The 23,111-nt window shown below is 65.9% G+C and carries 19 protein-coding genes, 1 pseudogene and 1 riboswitch; of the genes and pseudogenes, 9 read left to right on the top strand and 11 right to left on the bottom strand.

From position 1 onward, the window contains the following. Positions 1–32: 32 nt before the first annotated feature. The 4 genes from glgX to glgB form a co-directional block, all read right to left on the bottom strand. On the bottom strand, positions 33–4,163 hold the full coding sequence (glgX, locus tag ACPFMJ_RS13025; protein WP_424360429.1) for a glycogen debranching protein GlgX: 4,131 nt from the start codon (positions 4,161–4,163) through the stop codon (positions 33–35). Between the two features lie 126 nt (positions 4,164–4,289). Then, positions 4,290–5,741 (bottom strand): glycogen synthase GlgA, encoded by a 1,452-nt coding sequence (glgA, locus tag ACPFMJ_RS13020; protein WP_424360428.1) that lies wholly within the window; start codon positions 5,739–5,741, stop codon positions 4,290–4,292. Next, on the bottom strand, positions 5,738–7,000 hold the full coding sequence (glgC, locus tag ACPFMJ_RS13015; RefSeq protein ID WP_424360427.1) for a glucose-1-phosphate adenylyltransferase: 1,263 nt from the start codon (positions 6,998–7,000) through the stop codon (positions 5,738–5,740). The genes glgA and glgC overlap by 4 nt, the downstream gene beginning before the upstream one ends. Before the next feature lie 36 nt (positions 7,001–7,036). Continuing rightward, entirely contained in the window at positions 7,037–9,244 is a 2,208-nt protein-coding gene (gene glgB / locus ACPFMJ_RS13010) for a 1,4-alpha-glucan branching protein GlgB (protein ID WP_424360426.1), read from the bottom strand. Positions 9,245–9,430: 186 nt separating this feature from the next. After that, positions 9,431–9,493, top strand: a riboswitch (Fluoride riboswitch). A gap of 73 nt (positions 9,494–9,566) precedes the next feature. Between glgB and ACPFMJ_RS13005 the strand changes: the two genes are divergently transcribed. After that, complete coding sequence (locus ACPFMJ_RS13005; RefSeq protein ID WP_424360425.1) at positions 9,567–11,150, top strand: MFS transporter; 1,584 nt, start codon at positions 9,567–9,569, stop codon at positions 11,148–11,150. A 74-nt stretch (positions 11,151–11,224) separates the two neighbouring features. Here ACPFMJ_RS13005 and ACPFMJ_RS13000 read toward each other — a convergent pair whose 3' ends face one another. Beyond that, complete coding sequence (locus ACPFMJ_RS13000; RefSeq protein ID WP_424360424.1) at positions 11,225–11,659, bottom strand: GlcG/HbpS family heme-binding protein; 435 nt, start codon at positions 11,657–11,659, stop codon at positions 11,225–11,227. Positions 11,660–11,892: 233 nt separating this feature from the next. Here ACPFMJ_RS13000 and ACPFMJ_RS12995 point away from each other — a divergent pair, with 233 nt between their 5' ends. Next, complete coding sequence (locus ACPFMJ_RS12995) at positions 11,893–12,339, top strand: hypothetical protein (protein WP_424360423.1); 447 nt, start codon at positions 11,893–11,895, stop codon at positions 12,337–12,339. Positions 12,340–12,385: 46 nt separating this feature from the next. Here ACPFMJ_RS12995 and ACPFMJ_RS12990 read toward each other — a convergent pair whose 3' ends face one another. Then, positions 12,386–12,880 (bottom strand): hypothetical protein, encoded by a 495-nt coding sequence (locus ACPFMJ_RS12990; protein WP_424360422.1) that lies wholly within the window; start codon positions 12,878–12,880, stop codon positions 12,386–12,388. 110 nt (positions 12,881–12,990) lie between these two features. Continuing rightward, on the bottom strand, positions 12,991–13,632 hold the full coding sequence (gene tlpA, locus ACPFMJ_RS12985) for a thiol:disulfide interchange protein TlpA (RefSeq protein ID WP_424360421.1): 642 nt from the start codon (positions 13,630–13,632) through the stop codon (positions 12,991–12,993). 23 nt (positions 13,633–13,655) lie between these two features. Here tlpA and argH point away from each other — a divergent pair. The 4 genes and pseudogenes from argH to ACPFMJ_RS12965 all read left to right on the top strand — a co-directional run. Next, a pseudogene (gene argH / locus ACPFMJ_RS12980) lies at positions 13,656–15,054 on the top strand (argininosuccinate lyase); the annotation flags it as partial. Beyond that, a complete protein-coding gene (locus tag ACPFMJ_RS12975; protein WP_424363859.1) occupies positions 14,996–15,607 on the top strand; it encodes a thiamine phosphate synthase in 612 nt (203 codons plus the stop codon). The pseudogene argH and the gene ACPFMJ_RS12975, both read left to right, overlap by 59 nt. After that, positions 15,604–16,521, top strand: coding sequence for a tetratricopeptide repeat protein (locus ACPFMJ_RS12970; RefSeq protein ID WP_424363858.1), 918 nt, complete (start codon positions 15,604–15,606; stop codon positions 16,519–16,521). Before ACPFMJ_RS12975 ends, ACPFMJ_RS12970 begins: the two co-directional genes overlap by 4 nt. Before the next feature lie 5 nt (positions 16,522–16,526). After that, a complete protein-coding gene (locus ACPFMJ_RS12965) occupies positions 16,527–17,408 on the top strand; it encodes an alpha/beta hydrolase (protein ID WP_424360420.1) in 882 nt (293 codons plus the stop codon). Position 17,409: 1 nt separating this feature from the next. Here the strand turns inward: ACPFMJ_RS12965 and ACPFMJ_RS12960 are convergent, their stop codons facing one another. The 3 genes from ACPFMJ_RS12960 to ACPFMJ_RS12950 all read right to left on the bottom strand — a co-directional run bounded on the left by ACPFMJ_RS12960 (position 17,410) and on the right by ACPFMJ_RS12950 (position 20,027). Continuing rightward, positions 17,410–18,117 (bottom strand): DsbA family protein, encoded by a 708-nt coding sequence (locus ACPFMJ_RS12960; RefSeq protein ID WP_424360419.1) that lies wholly within the window; start codon positions 18,115–18,117, stop codon positions 17,410–17,412. Between the two features lie 38 nt (positions 18,118–18,155). Then, a complete protein-coding gene (locus ACPFMJ_RS12955; RefSeq protein ID WP_424360418.1) occupies positions 18,156–19,283 on the bottom strand; it encodes a M48 family metallopeptidase in 1,128 nt (375 codons plus the stop codon). 183 nt (positions 19,284–19,466) lie between these two features. Then, positions 19,467–20,027, bottom strand: coding sequence for a LemA family protein (locus ACPFMJ_RS12950; protein ID WP_424360417.1), 561 nt, complete (start codon positions 20,025–20,027; stop codon positions 19,467–19,469). A 175-nt stretch (positions 20,028–20,202) separates the two neighbouring features. On the opposite strand from ACPFMJ_RS12950, the gene def reads away from it, so the two are divergent. The 3 genes from def to truA all read left to right on the top strand — a co-directional run bounded on the left by def (position 20,203) and on the right by truA (position 22,672). Then, positions 20,203–20,772, top strand: coding sequence for a peptide deformylase (gene def / locus ACPFMJ_RS12945; RefSeq protein ID WP_424360416.1), 570 nt, complete (start codon positions 20,203–20,205; stop codon positions 20,770–20,772). A gap of 4 nt (positions 20,773–20,776) precedes the next feature. Beyond that, entirely contained in the window at positions 20,777–21,703 is a 927-nt protein-coding gene (gene fmt / locus ACPFMJ_RS12940; protein WP_424360415.1) for a methionyl-tRNA formyltransferase, read from the top strand. A 231-nt stretch (positions 21,704–21,934) separates the two neighbouring features. Continuing rightward, complete coding sequence (truA, locus tag ACPFMJ_RS12935; protein WP_424360414.1) at positions 21,935–22,672, top strand: tRNA pseudouridine(38-40) synthase TruA; 738 nt, start codon at positions 21,935–21,937, stop codon at positions 22,670–22,672. Here truA and ACPFMJ_RS12930 read toward each other — a convergent pair. After that, positions 22,666–22,881 carry a hypothetical protein gene (locus tag ACPFMJ_RS12930; protein WP_424360413.1) on the bottom strand — a complete coding sequence of 72 codons (216 nt, stop codon included), beginning with the start codon at positions 22,879–22,881 and terminating at the stop codon, positions 22,666–22,668. The genes truA and ACPFMJ_RS12930 overlap by 7 nt on opposite strands. Positions 22,882–23,111: the final 230 nt, after the last annotated feature.

Genomic DNA, 23,111 nt, shown 5'->3' with positions numbered 1-23,111 from the left:
GTGGATCTGTGCGTTTAGATGCGTGGGCCGGACTATGCCGACCCAATCTCGTTCAGATTGCGGCGAAGGCCCGTTACGACCGCCGCGGCGCGGGGCGACGAAAGGAGCGATTCAACGGATTTGTCCAGCTTTCTCCGCCAGTTGGGTCGCTCGCGGTCTGTGCCGGGAAGGTTAACGGCGACCTGCTCGCCGGCAAGGTCGTCGAGTTGCGCCATGGCGAGGATGGCGGGCGACGCCGCAGCGAAACGGTGCAGGGCCGCAGCGAGCGCGTCGTCGAAGGGGCCGTCTTCGGCGACGTCGCCGATGAGGGCCTCGGCGCGCAGCGCGTCGAGGAGGCTGCGCTTGTCGTGAAGGCGGGCGTCGCGTTCGGCGGCGGCGAGGCCGGGCGTCAGCAGACCGAGGCTTTCCTTTTCGTCTATGTCTGCGCCGAGCCACCAGCCTTCGAGCGTCGGCAGGTCATGCGTCGAGACGCAGGCCATCGCCTTTTTTGGATAGTCGCGCGGGGGGATGAAGCCGGCGCCGGCGCGCTCGAACCAGACGACGCGATAGCTCAGAACATTTGACGCTTCCAATCGCTCGCGAAAACCCCAGGGCAGCGTGCCGAGATCTTCGCCCACGACCAGGCAGTTCGCGCGCGTGCTTTCGAGGGCGAGCTGCGCGAGGAGCGCGTCGAGCGGATAGGAGACATAGGCGCCCGCGCTCGCCTTCTCCCCCTCCGGCACGAGAAAGAGCCGCGCCAGCCCCATGACGTGATCGATGCGCAGCGCGCCGGCGTGCCGCATATTGGCGCCCGCAAGCTCCGCGAAATCGGCGCCGCCGTCTCTTTCGATGGCCAGCGGATTGGGCGCGGGGAGCCCCCAGCTCTGTCCATCTCGGCTGAAAGGATCGGGCGGCGCGCCGATGGCGAAGCCGTCGAGAAGGCGCGCGGCCTTGCTCCAGCTCTCCGCGCCGTCCGGCGCCGCGCCGACGGCGAGGTCGCGGCATATGCCGAGCGAGAGCCCGCTGTCGCGCGCCGCGCGCGCGGCCTGCGCGAACTGACGATCCGCAATCCATTGCAGGAAACGGTGGAAGCGCAGGCGCGTCGCCTTTTCCTTTGCAAAGACCGCGAACCCCTGGGGATCGCCGTCACGCAATGGCTGCGGCCATTCACGCCAGTTTTCGCCGTTGTGCGCTTCGCTGATGGCTTCGAAAAGCGCAAAGCGCGTCAGCGCCTCGCCGCCCTTTGTGACGAACTGGGAGAAATCGGCGACGGGCGCGGCGTCGGGACGTTCGCGCGCTAAAGCGTCGAAACGCGCAAAGGCGCTTTCGAGCGCTTGCCGCTTGAGCGCGTCGACGGCGGGGTAATCGACGGCGTCGAGGGAAGAGAGCGCCCGCGCCGCTTCCTCGTCGAATCCGTCGCCGAGCAAATCTGCGAGATCGATGTAAAGCGGATCGAGAAAGCGCCGGTCGGAAGGGTAATAGGGGCTCGCCCGCGAGCGGTCCTGCGGGAAGAGCGCGTGCAGCGGATTGATGGCGACGAGCGCCGCGCCGGCTTCGGCGCTCTTGCGCGCGAGAAGGGAAAGCGTCGTAAAATCGCCGACGCCCTGATCGCCGTCGCGTCGCAGCGAATAGAGCTGCGCGGAGAAGCCGAAGCGTCTTTGCTCGTCCGGCCGATGGCATTGCGGCGGCGCGACGATAAGGCGGCAGGGCGCATCGTCTTTCTCGACGCTCAAAACATAGCGCCCGGCGGGAAGCGGCGGGAGCTCCGCGCGATATCCGCGGCATTCTCGTCCATCCGCCCCGCGCCACGCGCAAGGCGCGAGCCGGGAAAGGGAGATCGGCTCTTCGCGCCCGTCCTCATGCGTCAGAACAAGTCTCGTGGACGCGCCGGCGTCATGCGCCGGAAAACGCAAGGCCCCGGCTTCATTCTCACGTGCGATGAGATGATGCGGCAAGGCGCGCCGATCGCGCATGTCGGCGAGATGCGCAAGGCTGTCGCGCGCGTCCGCGCGCGTCTGCGCGGGCAGGCCAAGGCTCGTTAGAAGCCGCAACAACGTCCCGCGCGGCACGTCGTGCGTACGGCCCTCGACGTCGCTCCATCGGGTGGCGACGCCGGCGGCTTCGGAGAGTTGCGCGAGGAGCGCGTCGTCTGTCGGCGCGGCGGGGCGGGAGGAGGCTTGTTTCGCCTCGACCATCAGCAGGACGGATCGCGCGGCGACTGTGACGGCCCCAAAGATCGCGTCGTTACGCTGCTGATCGGCGGCGTCGAACGCCACGCGCCATTCCTGCGAGTCGCGCGCGGGCGGCGGCGTCACGTCGATGGGCGACGCGCCGCGATGGAGGATGATCAGCGCGCGATCGCCTTCCGCGTAGAACGCGGCGATCAGCGTCGCAGCGTCGTGACGGCCCCAGTCTTCGTCGCGCATCGGCGCGCCCGACGCCGTGAGCCATTGCACGTCGGGGATCGCCGCTTCGTCATGCGCGGCGCCGTCGAGAAAACGGTCGCCGCGCAAAGCCGGATGCGTCTTGCGCAGCGCGACGAGTTTCGCCGTCGCCTCGATCAGCGCAGGATCGGCGTTGGCCCAGTCGAGCCAGCTCGACGCGTTGTCCTGCGCATAGGCGTTGTTGTTGCCCTTTTGCGTCTGTCCCAGTTCGGCGCCCATGGCGAGCATGGGCGTCCCGTGCGAGAGAAGCAGTGTCGCCAGCAGATTGCGCTGGTCGCGCGCGCGGGCGGCGATGGCCGCCGGGTCGTCGCTTTCACCTTCGGCGCCATTGTTCCAGGAAAGATTCTCGTTCGTCCCGTCGCGATTCTCTTCGCCGTTCGCTTCATTGTGTTTATGCGCGTAGGAGACGAGATCGCGCAGCGTGAAGCCGTCATGCGCGACGATGAAATTCACGCTTCTCGACGGACTGCGGCGCGCGAAGAAATCCTGCGAGCCGGCAATGCGCGTCGCCAGCTCCGAGACGCCTCCCGCGTCGCCGCGCCAGAAGCAGCGGGCGCAATCGCGATAGCGGTCGTTCCATTCGGCGAAGGGCGCGGGGAAGCGTCCGAGCTGATAGCCGCCCGGACCGAGGTCCCAGGGCTCGGCGATGAGCTTCAAATCCCGCAGAACCGGGTCCTGCAACAGCGCCGCAAGGAACGGCGCATTCGCGTCATAGCCAGAGGGGAAGCGCGCGAGCGTCGTCGCGAGATCAAAACGGAAGCCGTCGACGCCGCCATAGATCGCGAAGGCGCGCAGCGCGTCCATGGCGAGACGCACGACCGGCGCGCGATCGAAGGCGAGAATGTTGCCGCAACCCGCGTCGTTCACATAGCGCGCGCGGTCCTCGGCAAGGCGATAATAGCTGGCGTTGTCGAGCCCGCGCAGCGACAGCGTCGGCCCCAGCTCGTCGCTCTCGCCCGTGTGATTCAAGACGACGTCGATGATGACTTCGAGGCCCGCGGCGTGAAGCGTCGCGACCGCCTCGCGCACTTCCGCCCAACCGCCCGGCGCAAGGCGCGGGTCGGGGGCGCGCATGGCGATGGGGTTGTAGCCCCAGTAATTGGAGAGACCCAGCGGCGGCAGATGGCGTTCGTCGATCCAGGCCGCGCAGGGCAGCAGCTCCAGCGTCGTGACGCCGAGTTTTTTGAGATGCGCGATGGCGGCGTCATGCGCGAGGCCGGCGAATGTTCCACGCAGGTCTGGGGGCACGTCTGGATGCGTCGCGGTGAAGCCCTTGACGTGCATCTCGTAGATGACCGTCTCGCCCCATGCGTGGCGCGGACGCGATTGCGCCGCCGGCTGTGGGCGAACCATCACGCATTTGGAAAGATGCGGTCCGCTGTCCTGCGTCGCGGCTTCGCCGAAGGCGGACAGGCTTTCGTGCAATGATAGTGGCCGGTCGAGCGCAAGCGCGTAAGGATCGATGAGAAGCTTCGCCCCGTTGAAGCGCTGGCCGTCATGCGGCGCGTCGGGACCATAGGCGCGAAGGCCGTAAAGCTGGCCTTCCTTCAGACCTTCCATGTGGCCGTGAAAGACGTCGCCGCTTCGCGCGGGCAGGGGAATGCGTTGCGTCTCGAGGCCGCTGCCGTCGAACAGGCAGAGATGAATTTCATCGGCATTCGCGGAGAAAACGGCGACATTGGCGCCCGTATCGTCGAGCGTGACGCCGAGCGGTTCGGGCGCCCCGTCGCTAATGCGCATCAGGCCGTCTTCCTGTCCCTCCCCCGCTTTGCGGGAGAGGGGACGCTCGCGATCGGCCGTCTCGATGAAGGCGAGAACCTGCTCCCTCTCCCGCGTCAGCGGGGGAGGGGTGGGGAGGGGGCAGCCTCATCCCCGCGCGGCGACAGCCTCGCGATACAGCGCCGCATAACGCTGCGCGGGGTGGCGCCAGGAGACGTCCGTGTTCATGCCGTTCAGCTGCAATCTGCGCCACGTGTCCTTGTCCCTGAAATAATGCTCGGCCTGGCGCAGCGCGATGGCGAGCGCTTCCGCCGTCGGCGGCGAAAACTGCACGCCCGTCGCGACGCCGGCCTGAACGGCCATCTCGTTCGCGTCGACAATGGTATCCTTCAAACCGCCGACGCGCGAGACGATCGGCACGGCGCCGTAGCGCAGGGCGTAAAGCTGCGTGAGGCCGCAGGGCTCGAAACGCGACGGCACGAGAAAGGCGTCGGCGCCCGCCTGAATGAGATGGGCCATGTCCTCGCTATAGCCGATCCAGACCGAGACGCGGCCGGGATAGGCGTCCTGCGCGGCGAGGAAGCCCTCTTCGAGATGTTTGTCGCCCGTGCCGATGAGCGCGAGCTGCGCATGGCGGGCCATCAGCGCCGGCAGATTGGCGAGCAGCATGTCGTGGCCCTTTTGCCAGGACATGCGGCTGACGACGCCGAGAAGAAAGGCGTCGGGATCGGGATCGAGATGGAAGCGTTTTTGAAGCGCGGCTCTGTTTTTCACGCGCGCCTTCAGAGTCTTGGCTTCGTAGGTCGCGGCGATGCGCTTGTCCGTCGCGGGGTTCCACACGTCTTCGTCGACGCCGTTGAGAATGCCGCTCACAATGTCGGCGCGCGCGCGCAAAAGGCCGTCGAGGCCCATGCCGAATTCCGGCGTCTCGATCTCCAGCGCATAGCTCGGCGAGACCGTGGTGATGCGGTCGCAAAGCTGCAGGCCGGCTTTCAGAAATCCGATGGCGCCGTAATATTCGACGCCGTGCATGTGAAAGGATTCGGCCGGCAGGCGCAGCGCGCCGAGCAGCTCCTTCGCGAATTGCCCCTGGAATGCGATGTTGTGAATGGTGACGACGGTCGCGGGGCGCGGTTCGCCGCTGTAATGCAGATAAGCGGGCGCGAGCGCCGCTTGCCAGTCATGCGCATGCAGCACGTCCGGCTTGAAGCCGGCGATGGCGCCCTGCGCGATTTCGGCGCCGACCCAGGCCAAAGCGGCGAAACGGAAGGCGTTATCGGGATAGTCGACGCCGTTCTTGTCGGTATAGGGGCCGCCTTCGCGCGCGAAGAGATGCGGCGCGACGAGCGCATAGACGACGGCGCCGTCGAGATTGGCCGCCTGCACCCAGGCGGGGCCGCCGAAAAGATCTTCGACGGAAAGAACCGTCTGGCCGTGGCCGAGCGCGGCGAGGACTTCGGGATAGCCGGGAATGAGCGTGCGCGTCTCGACGCCTTCTCGCGCGAGCGCCGCCGGAAGGGCGCCCGCGACATCCGCGAGTCCGCCGGTCTTCACCAACGGGCTCATTTCGGACGCGACCGCGAGAACGCGCAGGCTCATGCCTCCAACCTGTCGATCATCGGCTTGGTGATAAGGCAGATTCCCTGTTCGCTGCGGCGGAAGCGCTTGGCGTCGAGCTCGGGGTCTTCGCCGACGACGAGACCCTGCGGAATGCGCACGCCGCGATCAACGACGACATTGGCGAGTCGCGCCGAGCGGCCGACATCGACATAAGGAAGGATCACGGCGTTCTCGACCGTCGCGTAGGAATTCACGCGCACGCCGGTGAAGAGCAGCGAGCGGCGCAGCGTGGAGCCGGATACGATGCAGCCGCCCGAAACGAGGGACGACAGCGCCTGCCCGCGACGGCCAACCTGGTCGTGGACGAATTTCGCCGGGGGGGTGATTTCGGCGTAAGTCCAGATCGGCCAGTTGCGGTCATAGAGATCGAGCTGCGGCGTGAAGTCGGTCAGATCGATATTCGCCGCCCAATAGGCGTCGACGGTTCCTACGTCGCGCCAATAGGCGTTCTCCTCGCTCGCCGAGCGCACACACGAACGAGAGAAGTGATGCGCGACCGCTTTGCCGTGGTTGACGATATAGGGGATGATGTCCTTGCCGAAGTCATGCGTCGAATTCGGGTCTTCCGCGTCTCGGCGCAACTGGTCGTAAAGGAACTTCGCCTCGAAGACATAAATGCCCATGCTGACCAATGCGCGGTCGGGATGGCCGGGCATGGCGGGCGGATCGGCGGGCTTCTCGATGAAGGAGATGATGCGGTCATTGTGATCGACGTGCATGACGCCGAAACCCGAGGCTTCCGCCCGCGGCACTTCAAGACAGCCGATGGTGACGTCTGCTCCCTGCTCCACATGCTGTTGCAGCATGTGTTCGTAATCCATCTTGTAGACGTGATCGCCCGCGAGCAGAACGATGTATTTCGGGTCGTAGCTCTCGACGATGTCGAGGTTCTGATACACGGCGTCGGCCGTGCCGAGATACCAGTGGTCTTCCGAGACGCGCTGGCTCGCGGGAAGAATGTCGAAGCTTTCGTTACGCTCGGTGCGAAAGAAGCTCCAGCCGCGCTGCAAATGACGAATGAGGCTGTGCGCCTTGTATTGCGTCGCGACGCAGATGCGGCGAATGCCGGAATTGAGCGCGTTGGATAAAGCGAAGTCGATGATGCGGGATTTTCCGCCGAAATAGACCGCCGGCTTGGCGCGCCGGTCGGTCAGCTCCATCAGTCGCGAGCCGCGCCCGCCGGCGAGAACATAGGCCATGGCGTAGCGCGCGAGCGGCGCGTTGTCATAGGCGGCCATCGGTCACATCCTGTCCGCAAAAGATGCGATTCGCATTCATTGTAGACCATCGCTTTCGAATTCGAAGAACAAAGTGGCGAGCGGGGGGACTTGAATGTCCGCGCTTGCAGGAAAGCCGGCGAAGCCTTCGGCGCGGGCGTAAATTCCGCCCAGATTCCCCTGGCCGGAGCCGCCATAGACCGCGGCGTCCGAATTCAGGATTTCACGCCATTCGCCAGCGCGCGGCAGGCCGAGCCGGTAGCTGACGCGCGGCACGGGCGTGAAGTTCGAGACGACGAGAATAGGCTTGGCGCGGTCCGCGCCATAACGCAGAAAGGCGAAAACGGAACTCTCCGAATCGTCCACGACCACCCATTCGAAGCCGTCGCTTTCGCAGTCGCGGGCGTACAGCGCCTCATGGCCTCGATACAGGCGATTGAGATCGCGAACGAAATCGCGCAGGCCGCGATGCGGCGCATGGTCGAGCAGCCACCATTCGAGCTCGCTTGCGAAATTCCATTCGCTCGTCTGCCCGAACTCCTGCCCCATGAAGAGCAGCTTCTTGCCGGGATGGCCCCACATGAAGCCGTAATAGGCGCGCGCGCCGGCAAAGCGCCGCCAGTCGTCGCCGGGCATCTTCGCCACGATCGAGCCTTTTCCATGCACGACCTCGTCATGGGAGATCGGCAGCACGAAATTCTCCGCGAAGGCGTAGAGAAGGCCGAAGGTCAGCTCGTTGTGGCGCCATTTGCGATAAACCGGATCGGACGACATGTAACGTAGCGTGTCGTTCATCCAGCCCATGTTCCATTTAAAGCCGAAGCCGAGGCCGCCCGTGTCTGTCGGCCGCGTCACGCCGCCCCATGACGTCGATTCCTCGGCGATGGTCACGACGCCGGGATAGAGTCCATAGGCGAGCTCGTTGAACTTTTGGAGGAAGCGCACCGCGTCGCGATTATCGTTAGAGCCGTCAGGGTTCGGCGCCCATTCGCCTTCTTTTCGCGAATAGTCGAGATAGAGCATGGAGGCGACGGCGTCGACGCGCAGCCCGTCTATGTGGAAGCGATCGAGCCAGTAGAGCGCGCTGGCGATGAGGAAGTTCGAGACCTCGCGGCGGCCATAGTCGTAGATCGCGGTGTTCCAGTCGGGATGATAGCCGCGGCGCGGGTCGGGATGCTCATAGAGCGGACCGCCGTCGAAATGCGCGAGGCCGTGTTCGTCCGTCGGGAAATGCGCCGGCACCCAGTCGAGAATGACGCCGAGGCCCGCCTGGTGCGCGCGATCCACGAAGCGCTTGAAGCCATCCGGATCGCCATGCCGTTTCGTCGGCGCGAAGAGGCCGATGGGCTGATAGCCCCATGACGCGTCGAGCGGATGCTCGTTGATCGGCAGAAGCTCGATATGGGTGAAGCCGAGATCGGCGACGTAAGGGACGAGCTGATCGGCAAGCTCGTCATAGGTGAGGAAGCGCCAGCCTTCCGCCTTGCGCCAGGAGGGCAGGTGAACCTCGTAGATCGACATGGGCGCGCGGCGCGGATCGCATTGGGCGCGCGCGCGCATGTGAGCGGCGTCGCCCCATTCGTAAGGCTTGGTCGAGGCGACGATGGATGCGGTGGAGGGGCGAAGCTCCGCTTCAAATCCAAAAGGGTCAGCCTTGAGCGGCAGAAGATGGCCGTCGCGTCCGACGACTTCGAATTTATAGACCGCGCCGGCGCCAAGGCCGGGGATGAAGATTTCCCAAATGCCGCTATCGACGCGCTTGCGCATCTGCGCGCGGCGCCCGTCCCACTCGTTGAAGCTGCCGACGACCGAGACGCGCCGGGCGTTGGGCGCCCAGACGGCGAAGTTCACGCCCTCGGCCCCGTCATGCTTCACGACATGGGCGCCGAGACGTTCATAGAGCTTCTGATGCGCGCCCTCGACGAGAAGATAATCGTCCATCGCGCCGAGAAAGGGGGGGAAGGCGTAAGGATCGGCGAAACGCCACGCCGCCGCTTCGTTCGAGGCCGCGAGAATATAGGGCGCGCGCGCGCGAAGCGGCGTCAGCCCTTCGAAAAATCCCTCGGCGTCGACGCGGTCGAGCGGGGCGATGATCTTCCCGTCCGGCGTCTGCGCGACAACCGCCGCAGCGCCCGGGACGAAGGCGCGGATGACGACGCCTTCCGGCGTTTCATGAGGGCCGAGAAGGGAAAATGGATCGCCATGGCGAGCCGCGACAATCGCCGCGATCTCGTCCGGATGAGCCCGCCAATTTGGTAAGGTCATAAAGAGCCGTGTCTCGAGGCGCAGGGGACGCCGATCGCTGAGAAGCAAAGGCGACGCCAATCGCGGTTCATGGGGGATGATGGCCTGTCTGCATCGTCCCGAAAAGCCCCTTGTCGCGGCCACATCGCCGCAGCTCCCAAAAAGTCGCGCCCTTGGTTGACAAGCCCCCGCGCCGTTCGGCTAAACTCCTGATTAGGCGATGGGGTTCGCCTTGTAACCGCCCTCGGGGCCGATGACTCCTGCTTGCGACCGCGCGCCCGGAGTCCGTCATGTCACAGCTTTTTTCCGCAAAGAAACGCCTCTCGGGCAGGGAGACGCGTCGATGACCGAACGATTGACCGGCTGGCGATTCGGGCTCTTCCAGGGGGCGCTCGCCCTCGCCAACGTCATCGCGCTTTCGAACGTGCCGGGCTACACGGTGCTCGTGCCCTATGCCGCCGGGAGCCTGCAGGGCGTCAATCCGAGCTTCGGCACATGGGGCACGACCGACCATATGATGGGCATCGTGCTCGGTCTGCCTTTCGCGCGCTGGCTCGCCGGGCGCTATGGCGAGCGGCGGGTCTATGTCGCGGCTTTCATCGTCTATGCGTTTTTCTCGCTCGCCTGCGCCTGGAGCCCGACAATCTGGTTCTTCGTGCCCATGCGCTTCCTGCTGGGCCTTGCAGGCGGCGTCATCCTGCCGCTGGGGCAGGCGTTGGCGCTCAGCGAAATCGACGAAAAGCACCGCAGCTTCGGCGTCGCCTGGTGGGCGATTCTCAGCATGGCCCCCTTCACGCTCGGCGTGTTCATGGGCGGCTTCTGGGCCGAATATGTGAACTGGCGGATGCTGTTTTATTCCAACATCATCCTCGGCCTGCCCATCGCGGGCGTCGTCGCCGCGCTGCTTTACGGGCGGCCGTACAAGCGGCGCGTCACACGCTTCGACACGGTTGGCTTTCTGCTGCTGACGGCGGCGCTGGTCGGCGTGCAGACCATTCTCAATCAGGGCAATGATTTCGACTGGTTCAATTCGCCCATTCTCGGCGGCATGCTCGTCATGGTCTTGATCACGCTGCCGGCTTTCGTCATCTGGGAATTGGGCGAGCGCAATCCGGTGCTCGACATCCGCCTTTTCCGCCATCGCAATTACGCGGTCGCGACCATTTGTTCGCTTCTCGGCTTTCTCGTCATTCAGGGAACGCTGTCCGTCTTCATCGGCCAATTGCAGACGCTGCTCGGCTATACCTCCTCGCTTGCGGGCCTCGTCTATCTCACCATGGCGATCCTCGCCGCGCCGCTCGTCTCCATCGTGCATCTTCTCGTAAAGCAGATGGATCTGCGTTATTTCGCGAGTCTGAATTTCGTCGGCTTCGCGGTGACGCTCACCTGGCTCGGCCAATATGACAAGGCCGCGTCCTTCGATGAGGTTTCGACGCCGATGCTCTTCTTCGGCTTCTTTCTCGCGACCTTCTTCGCGCCGCCTGCGGCCATCGCGGTTCAGGGCCTCGCCGGGTCGAAGCTCATCCGCGCGGCGGAGGAACTCGCCATGCTGCGCACCGCCTTCGGCGCCTATGGCATCACCTGGCAGGCGGTCGTGCAATTTCGCAGCACGCCCGCCCATCAGCTCGAGCTGGCGGACCATTTCGGCGGGCGGTCCTATCCCTCGCTCGACGTGATGGGGGCGCTCTCCGAGAAGCTGCAGGGCCTCGGCATGAGCGAAAGCGTGGCCCGCGCCCAGATGGCGCGGCTGATGCGTCAGCAGGCCATGCTGCTCGGCCTCGACGACGCCTTCTATTTCGGGGCGGCGGTGTTCCTGCTGCTCGCCGTGGTCGTCTGGCTCGCGCGCCCGGCGCCGCCGGCGAAGAAGCCCGAGCCTCGGCCGACTCTGACGCAGCTCGAGGCGACGGAGTTGATGGAGCAGCCGTAAAAGCCAAAGCAATCCAGGGCGTCAACGCGGTTCTGGATTGCTTCGCTTCGCTCGCAAGGACGGCTGGCGCTCTGTCAGGTCCGCCAGGGATGCGCGGGCAGTTCGCCGACGCCGAGGGTTGCGACGCCGGCCTGCGCCACGGCGTGGTCATTCTCGACAGACGAGCCGCTGACGCCGAGCGCGCCGATCATCACCCCTTCCTTGTCCACGATGGGCAGACCGCCGGGGAAGGTGATGAGCCCTTCGTTCGAATGCTCGATGCCGTAGAGCGGGCCGCCGGGTTGGGAGAGCTTGCCGATCTCGCCGGTGGGCATGCCGAAGAAGACGGCGGTCTTCGCCTTCTTCATCGAAATGTCGATGCTGCCGACCCAGGCGTCGTCCATGCGGTGAAACGCCTTGAGAACGCCGCCGGAGTCGACGACGGCGATGCACATCTGGGTGTTGAGCTCGAGCGCCTTTTTGCGCGCGGCGGCGATTGCCCGTTCAGCCTGCTCGATCGTGACATGCATGACGCTCTCTCCCTTTCGCCCCGCAAAGGCCAAGGCGATGAGAGAGTATTTAGTGCGCCTGTCGCCGGATTTAAGACTCGTCGCGGCGGCGGAAGCTTTACGTTGCAAGTGAATGACTGCGACGTAATTTCCGGTTGAAACATGCGGTGAGTGTGAAAATAAATAAAGCAACGCCTCATGCAAACGCAAAGCTCGAGGCGATGAGACAGTGTTTTATTTGGATGAGGCCCTCGATGCGTCTGGATTTACTACAAAAATGTGCGATCGCCGCTGTTCTTTGTTCGATGATTGTTGGTGCGCACGGCGCTCGCGCAGAGACATCCACGCTTTTGCACGATGCGGTCGGATGTCCGACGGCGGAGGAGCTTTCGGCGATTGACGGCGACGTTCTGGACGATCCCGATATAGCCCTGCGTGATCCGGCCAAAGCCCTTCATATCCTCGTAAGGCACTATGATTGCGAAGTTCTCGACGGCGGCCAGAGGGTCGTCCTAATTCAAAAAGGTCCGCAATATTCGATCGTCGCCGTGCATCCCGATAAGGATGTCCCCGCCAGGCCGCTTTTTGTGCGCAGCCGGGACATCGTCGGCAGAGGTCCAAAGACCGTCCACCCGACAAAGCCCGCTCGCCCCGCGCCCGCGCCCGCGCCGGCAGGGGGAGCGACCAACCTGATCAATTAGGGCTTGCGAAAAGGCCCGGCGCGAAGCCGGGCCGACATTGTGTGGATCAACGCGCCTTCTCGGCCTTGCTGGCGATTTCCTCCGGCGGCCGCCAGCTGAGCGTCCCGGTTTTCTTCGCCTGGGTCTGGGTCTCCGATTTTCGGGTGGAACGGAACTCGTCGACGGCCTTGCCGGCGATCCGCCATTCCTGATCCGACCAGAATTTCGACTCCGACGCCGGCGACACGGGCGTTATCTGCGCGTCAGCCGCAGAATCGGAGTTGCCGATCACCTTGTCCTTCAGCGCCTGCGCAGAACCGTAAGCGTTGGCGGGCAGGCGCTGCAGACCCGAAAGAAATTTTTCCTGGAACGACTGGTTCTCGTTGAGTTGAGGTTGCTCCGGGTTCAACTGCGCGATCTGACCGCTCGCGAGTTGAGGCAGCTGCGCGACAGGCCGCGTCGGGAAGTCACGCGCCCCGAAATAGCCGAGTCCCGCAAGTGTAAGCGCCAGCGCCGCTATTCCGGCGACATGGCGCCGGTCCAAATAGTCGAGCTTGATCATGAGCTCACTCCCTTTTCAGGTGGTGAGCCTTAACGTGTTGGGATGCGGATGGTTTCGACGAAGGCGCTTTCTTTTCGCGCCGCCTGTCGCGGCGCGTCTGGCGCCGGGCTCTACTTCCCGGCCGCCTCCACCGCCTTCGTCACCAGCGCCTTGGCGTCGGTGGAATGCCAGGCCGCAGGCCCGTTCATGAGCCCCACCTGGCAGCCCTCGGGGTCGATCAGCATGGTCACGGGCAGGCCCAGCGCCTTCCCGGCCTGTTTCAGCTCGTAGAAGATGTTGGCCTTGGGGTCGGCGTAGAGGGTGAGCGCCTTCACGCCCGTATCCTCGAAGAATTTCTTCGGCCGCTCGGGGCGGGAGGTGTCGATGTTCACGGCGACGACCTGGAACCTGTCGGAGCCGAGTTCGCCCTGAAGCTTGTCGAGCTCCGGCATCTCGGCGCGGCAGGGGACGCACCATGTCGCCCAGACATTGAGCAGCACGGTCTTGCCCTTGAAGGCGGAGAGCGAAACGGGCTTTCCTTCCGGGTCGTTGAAGGCGAAGTCCCCGACCTTCTCGGGCTTCTTCGATATGTTCATGGCCGCGACCTCGCCCTTGGCGATGTCCTTCACGGCCTCGGCGACCTTGGCCGCCCCGGCGCAGTCCTCGGCGCGCGCTTCCTTTACGCTCGGCCCGCCCGCGTATAGAAAACCGGCGCCGGCCGCTGCGAAAACGAAGGTCGCGAGGCGACGCGTGAAGGCGGCGGGCTTATTCATCAGGCGCAGGCTCCGGGGTAAAAATGACGAGCAAGATATGGGGCGGTCGCTTCCAGAGCGCAACCGACGCGGTTCTGGAGGCCATTAACGTCTCCATCGATTTTGACAAGCGTCTCGGACCCCAGGACATTCGCGGCTCGCTCGCTCATGTCGCCATGCTCGCGCAGCAGGGGATCGTCGCCAAGGAAGATGCGGCGAAGATCACCGAAGGCTTGACGCAGATCGCCGGCGAGATCGAGCGCGGCGAATTCAAATTCTCCCGCGCGCTCGAAGACATCCACATGAACGCCGAGTCGAGGCTCGCGGAGCTGATCGGCCCGACTGCGGGCCGCCTGCACACGGCGCGCTCGCGCAACGATCAGGTGGCGACGGATTTCCGCCTGTATATACGCGACGAGATCGACGCGCTGGACGCCCAGCTTGCGGATCTCCAACTCGCCATGGTCGAGCGCGCACAGGAAGAGGCCGGCAGCGTCATGCCGGGCTTCACCCATCTGCAGCCAGCGCAGCCCGTCACGTTCGGCCATCACCTTCTCGCCTATGTCGAGATGATCGCGCGACCGCGGCCGTTTGCGCGACGCCCGCGCGCGTCTCAACGAATGCCCGCTCGGCGCCGCCGCGCTCGCCGGCACGAGCTTCCCCGTCGACCGTCACATGACGGCCAAGGCGCTGGGCTTCGACCGGCCGACCGCGAACTCGCTCGACGGCGTGTCCGACCGCGACTTCGTGCGATGGAGACGCTGGCTCGGCCGCGACCATCGCGCGTGCACTCTCTCGCGCTTGCGGAAGAGATCGTGCTCTGGATGACGCCGCAGTTCGGTTTCGTTTCGCTCAGCGACAAGTTCACCACCGGCTCCTCGATCATGCCGCAGAAGCGCAATCCGGATGCGGCCGAGCTGGCGCGCGGCAAGGTCGGCCGCATCGTCGGCGCGTTGCAGGCGCTGCTCATCGTCATGAAGGGCCTGCCGCTCGCCTATTCGAAGGATATGCAGGAGGACAAGGAGACGACGTTCGACGCGTTGTCGAGCCTGCGCCTCCCTCTGCATCGCGGCCATGGCGGGCATGGTGCGCGACATGAAGGTGAACCGCGAACGCATGAAGGCCGCCGCGGGCGCGGGCTTCGCGACGGCGACCGACCTCGCCGACTGGCTGGTGCGCAGGCTGGGGATGCCCTTCCGCGAGGCCCATCACGTCACCGGGCGCGTCGTGGCGCTGGCCGAGGGCAAGGGGGTGGGGCTCGAAGACCTCACGCTCGCCGATCTGCAGGGCGTAGAGCCGCGTATATCCGACGAGGTCTTCGCGGTGCTCGGCGTCGAGAACTCGGTCGCGAGCCGCGTCAGCTATGGCGGCACGGCGCCGGAGAATGTCCGAAGACGCCGCCCAGCTCTATCTCGCCACGCCGCCGCTCGCCGACGGCCGCGATTTCCTGCCCGCTCTGACGAGCGCGCTCTCTGCCGGCGACATCGCCTCGCTTCTCATCCGTTTGGCTGGCGACGATCCGCGCAAGAACGAGGAGATCGTCCGCGCGCTCGCGCCCGCAGCGCAGGAGAAGGGCGTCGCGGTTCTGGTCGAGGGCTCGCCCACGGTGGCGCTGCGCGCCAAGGCGGACGGCGCGCATATCGAGGGCGTGGGGCCCGAACTCGTCGACGCGGTGGCCAAGCTGTCGCCGAAATATATCGTTGGCGCAGGTGGCCTCGATTCTCGCGACGACGCCATGCGCGCGGGCGAAGTCGGCGTCGATTACGTGCTCTTTACGGGCGACGATCTGGAGGCGCTCGCGGAGCGCGTCGGCTGGTGGGCCGAGCTCTTCAATACGCCCTGTGTCGCCCGCGCGGCGCGGCTTGCCGATGTCCAGCCCCTCGCCGAAGCCGGCGCGGATTTCGTCATGCTCGACGACGCCGTATGGGCGGACGCCCGGGGACCCGCCGTCGCTGTCGCGGAGGCGCTGAAACTTCTTCAAGGATCGCAGGCATGATGCGCCGCCTCTTTGCGCCTTTGCTTCTTCTCGTCCTCGCCGCGCCGGCCTTCGCGACGCCGACGGACGTCGCCAACTCCGCGCGCGATCTCGCTTATGGCGCCTATCAGCGCGGCGATTACCGCGCCGCCATGACTGAAGCGAAGAAGCGCGTCGAGGCGAATCCCAAGGACGCGGCCGCGCTGACCCTGATCGGGCGCCTTTATCTCGAAGGCGACGGCGTCAAGCGCGACATGAAGACGGCGATGGACTGGTTTCGCAAGGGCGCCGACGCCGGCGGGGCGGAGGCGGCCTACCTTTATGGCGTCGCCTCGCTCGAAGGCATCGACGTCGCGAAGGACCGCGCGAAAGCCCGCGCTTATCTCGAAAAGGCCGGCGCGCAGGAACATGCGGCGGCATTGGAGCTCCTCGGCGAAATGGCGCTGGAGAATGACGGGAAGGAGCCGGATTTCGCGAAAGCGATGAGCTTCTTCAAGCGCGCTTCAGCCGCCGGCAATCCCGACGCGGATTACGCCATCGCCGTGCTCTACAAGACCGGCAAGGGCGTCGAGAAGGACCCCAAGCAGGCGGCGGAATGGTTCAAGCGCGCCTCCGACGCCGGGCTCGCCCCCGCCATGGTCGAATACGCGATTCTGCAATTCAACGGGCAGGGCGTCGAGCGCGACAAGGCCGCCGCCGCCGAGCTCCTGCGCAAGGCCGCGCTGAAGGGCAACGCCGTGGCTCAAAACCGGCTGGCGCATCTCTACGCGGAAGGGCTCGGCGTCGAGGTCGATCTCAAGGCCGCGAAGGATTGGCGCGACAAGGCGAAGGCGCAGGGGCTGAGCGATTCCTCGCTCGACTTCCTCTCCAACGCGCCGGAGCCTCAAAAGCCCGCCGCCCCCAGCGAAGCCGCGCCGCAGCCGGCCAAGAAATAGCGCCCGTGTCGCTCGAGGCGCGCGCGATTGCGCAATATCTGAAGGCCAATGTGAAGCCGCTGCTCGCGGCGGCGAGAAGCCCGGCGGAGGCGGCGGTCCTGCTGGACCAGCGCCCGCCCGGTTTTCCCGATGCGGGCGGCCATGCGGCGACTTTCGGCGGCGTCGAAGGCCTGTGGGTCGGGGCCTCGGGGACGCCCAAGGCGACGCTGCTTTATCTCCATGGCGGCGCCTACTTTGCCGGGGCCCCGCATCTTTACGGGCCCGTGCTGCGCGCTTTCGCCGACGCCGGCTTCGATGTCTTCGCGCCGGCCTATCGGCTCGCGCCCGCGCACCCCTTTCCGGCGGCCCTCGACGACGCCCGCGCCGCTTATGCCGGCTTGCGCGAGACGGTGGAGACGCCCATCGTCTTTGCGGGGGACTCCGCTGGCGGCGGTCTGGCGCTCGCGGTCATGATCGCCGAGCGCGCCGCGGGCGGCGACCCGCCGCGCGCGGCGGCGCTCTTCTCGCCCTGGACCGATCTCGCCGCGACGGGCGCCTCGGCGCGCGAGAACGAAGAGAAGGACGCGCTCTTCACGCGGCTGATGCTGCGCGTCGGCGCGCGCGCTTATCTGAACGGCGCCAGCGCCAAAACGCCGCTCGCCTCGCCGCTCTACGCCGACCTTTCCGGCCTGCCGCCGCTGCTCGTGCATGTCGGCGAGGATGAAATGCTGCGAGACGACTCGACGCGGTTCGTCGCGCGTGCGCGTGAAGCGGGCGTCGAGGCCGAACTGGCGCTTTGGCCCGACGTCCCACATGGCTGGCAGATGATGGATCCGATCCCCGAAGCGAAAGCGTCGCGCGAAAAGGCCATCGCCTTCCTCTCCGGCAAGCTGGCCGCGCGGGCTTAGCTCACTTCTTTCCCTCGCATATGGGCTGATCGCATTTGCGCGCATTGGCGATGATCTCGCGCAGCGCCTTCGCCCCCGGCCAGCCGAGGATCGCCACGCCCGCGATGACGAAGGACGGCGTCATGGCGAGGCCCAGCGATTCCGCAAGACGCGTCTGACGGACGACGACGTCGCCGACGGTTTCGCTGTCGGCGGATTCCTCCACCTTGTCCGCGTCGAGGCCCATGGCGCGCACGACGCCGAGCGCGGTCTGACCGTTCGCGCCGCCGCGCGCGGCGTACATTTTCAGATGGAAGTCATAAGCCTTCGCGGGGCCGTAAAGCCGCAGCACGGATTGCTGAACCTTCGCCGCCTGCACCGAGCCGATGGAAAGGATGGCGTCGTTGACGAGGCCGAGCCGCAGATTGGGATCGCTCGCCGCAATGGCGGCGATCTCGCGGGCCGCCTTGCGGCAGAAGCCGCAATTATAGTCGAAGAACTCGTAGAGGATGACGTCGCCGTCGCGTTTTCCCTCCCAGATCACGCCGGGGAGGGAGGCCGGGTCGAGTTCGGAGGGGATGCGGAAATTGCGCAGAGCGTCGCCCGCTTCGCCGCGCAGCGGAAAGGCGGAGTCGTCCTCCGCGCGCAGCGGCGAGGCGCCAAGGACAGGCAAAGCTGCGAGGCCGCCGAGCGTCGCGCGGCGGGTCAGGAGACCGGTTTTTGTTTTCAAACGTTCGTTCCGATGCTGGAAGGGCGCGTGGGGCGTTTTCACCCCCACGGCCCCGGCTTGCGCGGGTCGAGGGGGTGGCGGCCGTCCTGCGGCAGGAAGGAGGCGTCGGCCTCCCCCGGCGGCTCGAGTGAATCGGGCGCGGCTTCCTCCTCGAAGGACGGCGCGGGCTCGATCGGACCGATGTCTCGCCCGCCCGCAAAGTCGACCAGCGCCCGCACGCGCTCGTCGACGGTCGGGTGCGTCGCGAACCAGCCGGATTCCTGCACGCGCGCCGGGCTCTCGATGAAGAAGGCGTGCATGCGCGAGGGCATGGTCGGGATGACCGAATGCGCCTCTATCTTGCGCAGCGCCGAGATCATCGCGTCGGGGTTCTTGGTCAACTCCACCGAGCCGGCGTCCGCCAGATATTCGCGCGAACGGGAGAGCGCGAAGCGGATCAGCACCGAGGCGCCCCAGCTCAGCGCGATGATGAGCAGCGCGACGAGGATCGCCAGCCCAGCGCCGTTTTCGCGTCGGTTGTCCTCACGGCTCGGGGGGCGATAGGGCGAGAAGCCAAAGGGGAAATCCCAGCGGCGGATGGTCAGGTCGGCGACGAAGGCGAAGATGCCGGCGAAGATCACCGCGATCACCATCATCTGGACGTCGCGATTGCGGATATGGGTCAACTCATGGGCGAGCACCGCCTCGATCTCGGGGTCGGTCAGTTCGACCAGCAGGCCGCTCGTGACGGCGATCCTGTATTCGCCCTCTTTCAGCCCCGAGGCGTAGGCGTTGAGCGCGTCGCTGTCGATCACCTGCAGGGCCGGGATCGGGACGCCGCGCGAGATGCAGAGATTTTCCAGCAGATTGTAAAGGCGGGGCGACTCGGCGCGGGAGACGGCGCGGGCGCCAGTCGCGAAGTCGATCATTCGCTGGTGGAAGGCGTAGGCGATGGCGAACCAGACGCCCGAAGCCGCGACCCCGATGGGCCAGCCGCGTTCGAGATCGACAAAGGCCCGCGCCGCGATCCAGTCGAAGGGCGCTCCCGGCGGCGCGCCGAAAGCCTCGATCAAGAGCGCGAAGGAGAACATCAGCGCCAGCAGCAGGACGACGAAGCCCGCGAGCAGGAAGACCGAGCGCAGCCGGTTGGCGCGGATATGGGTGTAGAGGCCGTAGGCTTTGAACATGAAGGCGCTATCCTCGAAGACGCCCGCTGAAACCCTCCCCTTTGCGGGGAGGGTCGGACTGCGAAGCGGTCCGGGGTGGGGTCAAACCTAAAAGCATCGTCGCCGCGGCGCGAACCGACCTCCCAGTAAAGGGGGAGGTATGTTGGCGCCGCTCAACGCGCCACTCACGGGCCGCGCCTTTTCCTAAAACTGCACCTTCGGCGGCGCCTCGACGGCCTTCTGCTCGGCCTCCCCGAGCTCGAAATAGTCGATCGGCTGGAAGTCGAAACGATTGGCGATCAGGAAGCCGGGGAAGCCCTCGCGCATGGCGTTGTATTCGGCCACCGTATTGTTGAGGAAGCGCCGGGCGGCCGAGATCTTGTTCTCGATGTCGGAGAGTTCGCTCTGCAATTGCTGGAAATTCTGGTTCGCCTTGAGGTCCGGATAGGCCTCGGAGAGGGCGATGAGGCGGGAGAGGGCGCCCGTGAGGGCGTTTTCGGCCGCCCCTTGGGCGTTCGGACCCGAGGCGGCGACGGCGGCGTTGCGGGCCTTGATCACGTCTTCGAGCGTCGTGCGCTCATGGGTCGCGTAGCCCTTAACCGTCTCGACGAGATTGGGGATGAGGTCGTGGCGCTGCTTGAGCTGGACGTTGATGTCCGAATAAGCCTGCCTGGAACGCTGCCGCAGACTGACGAGCCCGTTATAGATCCCGACGAGCCAGAAGCCGATGACGGCCGCGAGGCCCAATAAGACGAGAAGCGCCATGCCCGATCCCTCCCTTGGCCCGTCGCGGCGCCGCGCCGCCCGGGCTTGGCCATGTTAGCCGCCCGCCCGCATTCGGCAAAGGCGGCTCCATTTGACGTTCAAGCCACTCGCGCCTATCTCTTGAGGCAATGCTCGACGGTCGCGGAACCCGCGACGAAACCGACAAGAAACAGCAATGGCTCTTCGCGAGATCATCACCCTTCCCGACCCCCGGCTTCGCAAGGTCTCCGAGCTGGTGGAGCGCATCGACGACGAAATCCACCAGCTTCTCGACGACATGCTGGAGACCATGTACGAGGCCCCCGGCATCGGGCTCGCCGCCATTCAGGTGGCGGTGCCGAAGCGGATCGTCGTCGTCGACATCGGCAAGTCGGAGGAGGAGCGCAATCCGCTTTTCCTCATCAATCCCGAGATCGTGTGGGCCTCGGAGGAGTTCTCCTCCTACAATGAGGGCTGCCTCTCGGTGCCGGACTATTTCGACGACGTGAAGCGGCCCGCCAAGGTGCGCGTGCGCCATCTCAATCGCGCGGGCGAGACGGTGGAGTTCGACGCCGACGGCCTCCTGGCCACGGTCGTGCAGCACGAGATGGAGCATCTCGAAGGCGGCCTTTTCATCGACAATCTCTCACGCCTGAAGCGCGAGCGCGTCGTGAAGAAATTCGCCAAGGCCGCGCGCTTCGACGAGATCGTGGCCCAGCGCCGCGCCGAGGCCGCAGCCCGCGAATCGGAAAACGCCGAGGCCTGACAATTTGCGCCTGATTTTCATGGGCACGCCGGACTTCGCGACGGCGTTGCTGAAAGAGCTTTGCGCGCGCGGCCATGAGGTCGTCGCCGTCTATTCCCAGCCGCCGCGTCCCGCCGGGCGCGGCATGTCCGAAAAGAAATCCAGCGTTCACCAGTTCGCCGAGAGCAGGGGGCTTCTCATGCGCACGCCGAAAAGCCTGCGCGGCGCCGAGGAGCAGGAGTCTTTTCGGGCGCTGAATGCAGATGTCGCCGTGGTTGCGGCCTATGGGCTCTTGCTGCCGCAGCCCATTCTCGACGCGCCGAAACATGGCTGCCTCAATCTCCACGGCTCGCTCCTGCCGCGCTGGCGCGGCGCGGCGCCGATCCAGCGCGCCATCATGGCCGGCGACAAGGAGAGCGGCGTCGAGGTGATGAAGATGGACGCCGGGCTCGACACAGGCCCCGTGGCGCTCTCCGCCCGGACGCCCATCGGCCCCGACATGACGGCCGGCGAACTGCATGACAGGCTCGCCGAACTTGGCGCGCCCCTGATGGCCGACGCGCTGGATTTGCTGGCGAAAGGCGAACTGCGCTTCACGCCCCAGAGCGAGGAGGGCGCCTGCTACGCCGCGAAGATCGACAAGGCCGAGGCGCGCATCGACTGGCGCCGGCCCGCGCAGGCGCTTCACGACCATGTGCGGGGCCTGACCCCTTTTCCCGGCGCTTTTTTCGAGGGCGATCTCGGCCATGGCGTCGAGCGCGTGAAGGCGCTGCGCACAAAAGTGGAAGAGGGCCGGGGCGCGCCGGGGACGGTTCTCGACGATTTAGGCCTCATCGCCTGCGGCGAGGGCGCGCTGCGGCTGCTGCGCGTCCAGCGCGCCGGCAAGGGCGAGATGGGCATCGAGGAGTTTTTGCGCGGGCGCAAGCTCGCGAAGGGCGCCGTGCTCGGATGAGGGCGGAGGCTCAGAGCCGAGCGCAGCTAATATCGAGGCGCCCCCCACCCTTAATCCCTCCCCGCCACTCCGTGGGGGGAGGGAGGCGGCTCACGCCCGAGGCCGCTTCTTGTGTTTCAGCATTATCACGGACGGCGCCGCCTCTTCCCTCCCCCCACGGAGTGGCGGGGAGGGGCAGGGGTGTGGGGCGGCGCCTGTTCCCGGACCTCGCGGAGCGGACCGCGCGCTGACATGCCCCGCTACGCCCTCACCATCGAATATGACGGCGGCCCGTTCGTCGGCTGGCAGCGGCAGGCCAATGGCATGTCGGTACAGCAGCGGCTGGAGGAGGCGGTGCTCGCCATCAATGGCGAACGCGGCGTCATTCACGGCGCCGGGCGCACCGACGCCGGCGTGCATGCGCTGGGGCAGGTCGCCCATGTCGATCTCGTCCGTGAATGGCGCGTGGATCGGTTGCGCGACGCGCTCAATGCGCATCTCAAGCCCGACCCGATCGCAGTGGTCGACGCCCGCGCCGTCGGGGGCGATTTCGAGGCGCGCTTCTCCGCCATTCGCCGCCACTATCGCTATGTCATCGACAATCGCCGCGCGCCGCTCACCGTGACGCTCGGGCGCGCCTGGCACGTCAAGCGCCCGCTCGACGCCGACGCCATGCACGAAGCCGCGCAGCGCCTCGTCGGCCGTTACGACTTCACAACTTTTCGCGCCTCCGAATGCCAGGCCAATTCGCCGATCCGCACGCTGGAAAAGCTGGATGTGCGCCGCGAGGGCGATCGCATCGAGATCGTGACTTGCGCCCGCTCTTTTCTGCACAATCAGGTGCGGTCCATGGCCGGCTCTCTGGAGCATGTCGGAACCGGCAAATGGACCGCCGACGATCTCGCGGAAGCCCTCGCGGCGAAAGACCGTGCGCGGTGCGGGCAGGTCGCGCCGCCGCACGGTCTCTATCTCGTCGCCGTCGACTATTGAGTCATCGTTGCGGGCGCATTCGCACCGCTGGTCTCGGGCTTTGCAGCCTCGTCCTTGGGCGTTTCCTGCTGGTCCATTTTATGCGCCGCCTGTTTGTCGGTTTTTTTCGCAGCGGTCTTGTGGGCCGTGGGCGACTTCTCTTCTTTCGCGAGCGCGCCGTGGATGGGAAGAATGCTGGCGGAGAGCACAGCGGCGAGGATGCCGTTCACGCAGCTTCGATTCTGAATCATGAAATCCCCTCTTCATGCCAGAGCGTTCGGCGAAAAACCGGTCTCCCCGCCGCGCTCCGATCGAAGCCCCCCGCGCCGATTCGTCATCGGCGGCCCGACCTCATGAGGCCGCAGGACAAAGGAGATGATGAGCCCCGCGCTGGGCGAGGCTGCGATGATTTCAAGGCGTCACGGCCATGATCAAGGCGGTTTCGCCGCAAAGATGAACA

It is taken from the genome of Methylocystis parvus (assembly GCF_049675845.1).
GTDB lineage: Bacteria > Pseudomonadota > Alphaproteobacteria > Rhizobiales > Beijerinckiaceae > Methylocystis > Methylocystis parvus_A.
This window is presented reverse-complemented; position numbering and strand designations above follow the sequence as displayed.

What these genes read in the sequence shown, in the direction of transcription:
- ACPFMJ_RS12995 (WP_424360423.1), top strand. Translation starts at nt 11,893, where the DNA reads ATGCGTCTGGATTTACTACAAAAATGTGCGATCGCCGCTGTTCTTTGT.
- ACPFMJ_RS13000 (WP_424360424.1), bottom strand. Translation starts at nt 11,659, where the DNA reads ATGCATGTCACGATCGAGCAGGCTGAACGGGCAATCGCCGCCGCGCGC.
- glgB (WP_424360426.1), bottom strand. Translation starts at nt 9,244, where the DNA reads ATGACCTTACCAAATTGGCGGGCTCATCCGGACGAGATCGCGGCGATT.
- ACPFMJ_RS12990 (WP_424360422.1), bottom strand. Translation starts at nt 12,880, where the DNA reads ATGATCAAGCTCGACTATTTGGACCGGCGCCATGTCGCCGGAATAGCG.
- def (WP_424360416.1), top strand. Translation starts at nt 20,203, where the DNA reads ATGGCTCTTCGCGAGATCATCACCCTTCCCGACCCCCGGCTTCGCAAG.
- glgC (WP_424360427.1), bottom strand. Translation starts at nt 7,000, where the DNA reads ATGGCCGCCTATGACAACGCGCCGCTCGCGCGCTACGCCATGGCCTAT.
- ACPFMJ_RS12950 (WP_424360417.1), bottom strand. Translation starts at nt 20,027, where the DNA reads ATGGCGCTTCTCGTCTTATTGGGCCTCGCGGCCGTCATCGGCTTCTGG.
- glgX (WP_424360429.1), bottom strand. Translation starts at nt 4,163, where the DNA reads ATGCGCATTAGCGACGGGGCGCCCGAACCGCTCGGCGTCACGCTCGAC.
- ACPFMJ_RS12970 (WP_424363858.1), top strand. Translation starts at nt 15,604, where the DNA reads ATGATGCGCCGCCTCTTTGCGCCTTTGCTTCTTCTCGTCCTCGCCGCG.
- ACPFMJ_RS12955 (WP_424360418.1), bottom strand. Translation starts at nt 19,283, where the DNA reads ATGTTCAAAGCCTACGGCCTCTACACCCATATCCGCGCCAACCGGCTG.
- ACPFMJ_RS12975 (WP_424363859.1), top strand. Translation starts at nt 14,996, where the DNA reads ATGTCCGAAGACGCCGCCCAGCTCTATCTCGCCACGCCGCCGCTCGCC.
- truA (WP_424360414.1), top strand. Translation starts at nt 21,935, where the DNA reads ATGCCCCGCTACGCCCTCACCATCGAATATGACGGCGGCCCGTTCGTC.
- ACPFMJ_RS13005 (WP_424360425.1), top strand. Translation starts at nt 9,567, where the DNA reads ATGACCGAACGATTGACCGGCTGGCGATTCGGGCTCTTCCAGGGGGCG.
- tlpA (WP_424360421.1), bottom strand. Translation starts at nt 13,632, where the DNA reads ATGAATAAGCCCGCCGCCTTCACGCGTCGCCTCGCGACCTTCGTTTTC.
- glgA (WP_424360428.1), bottom strand. Translation starts at nt 5,741, where the DNA reads ATGAGCCTGCGCGTTCTCGCGGTCGCGTCCGAAATGAGCCCGTTGGTG.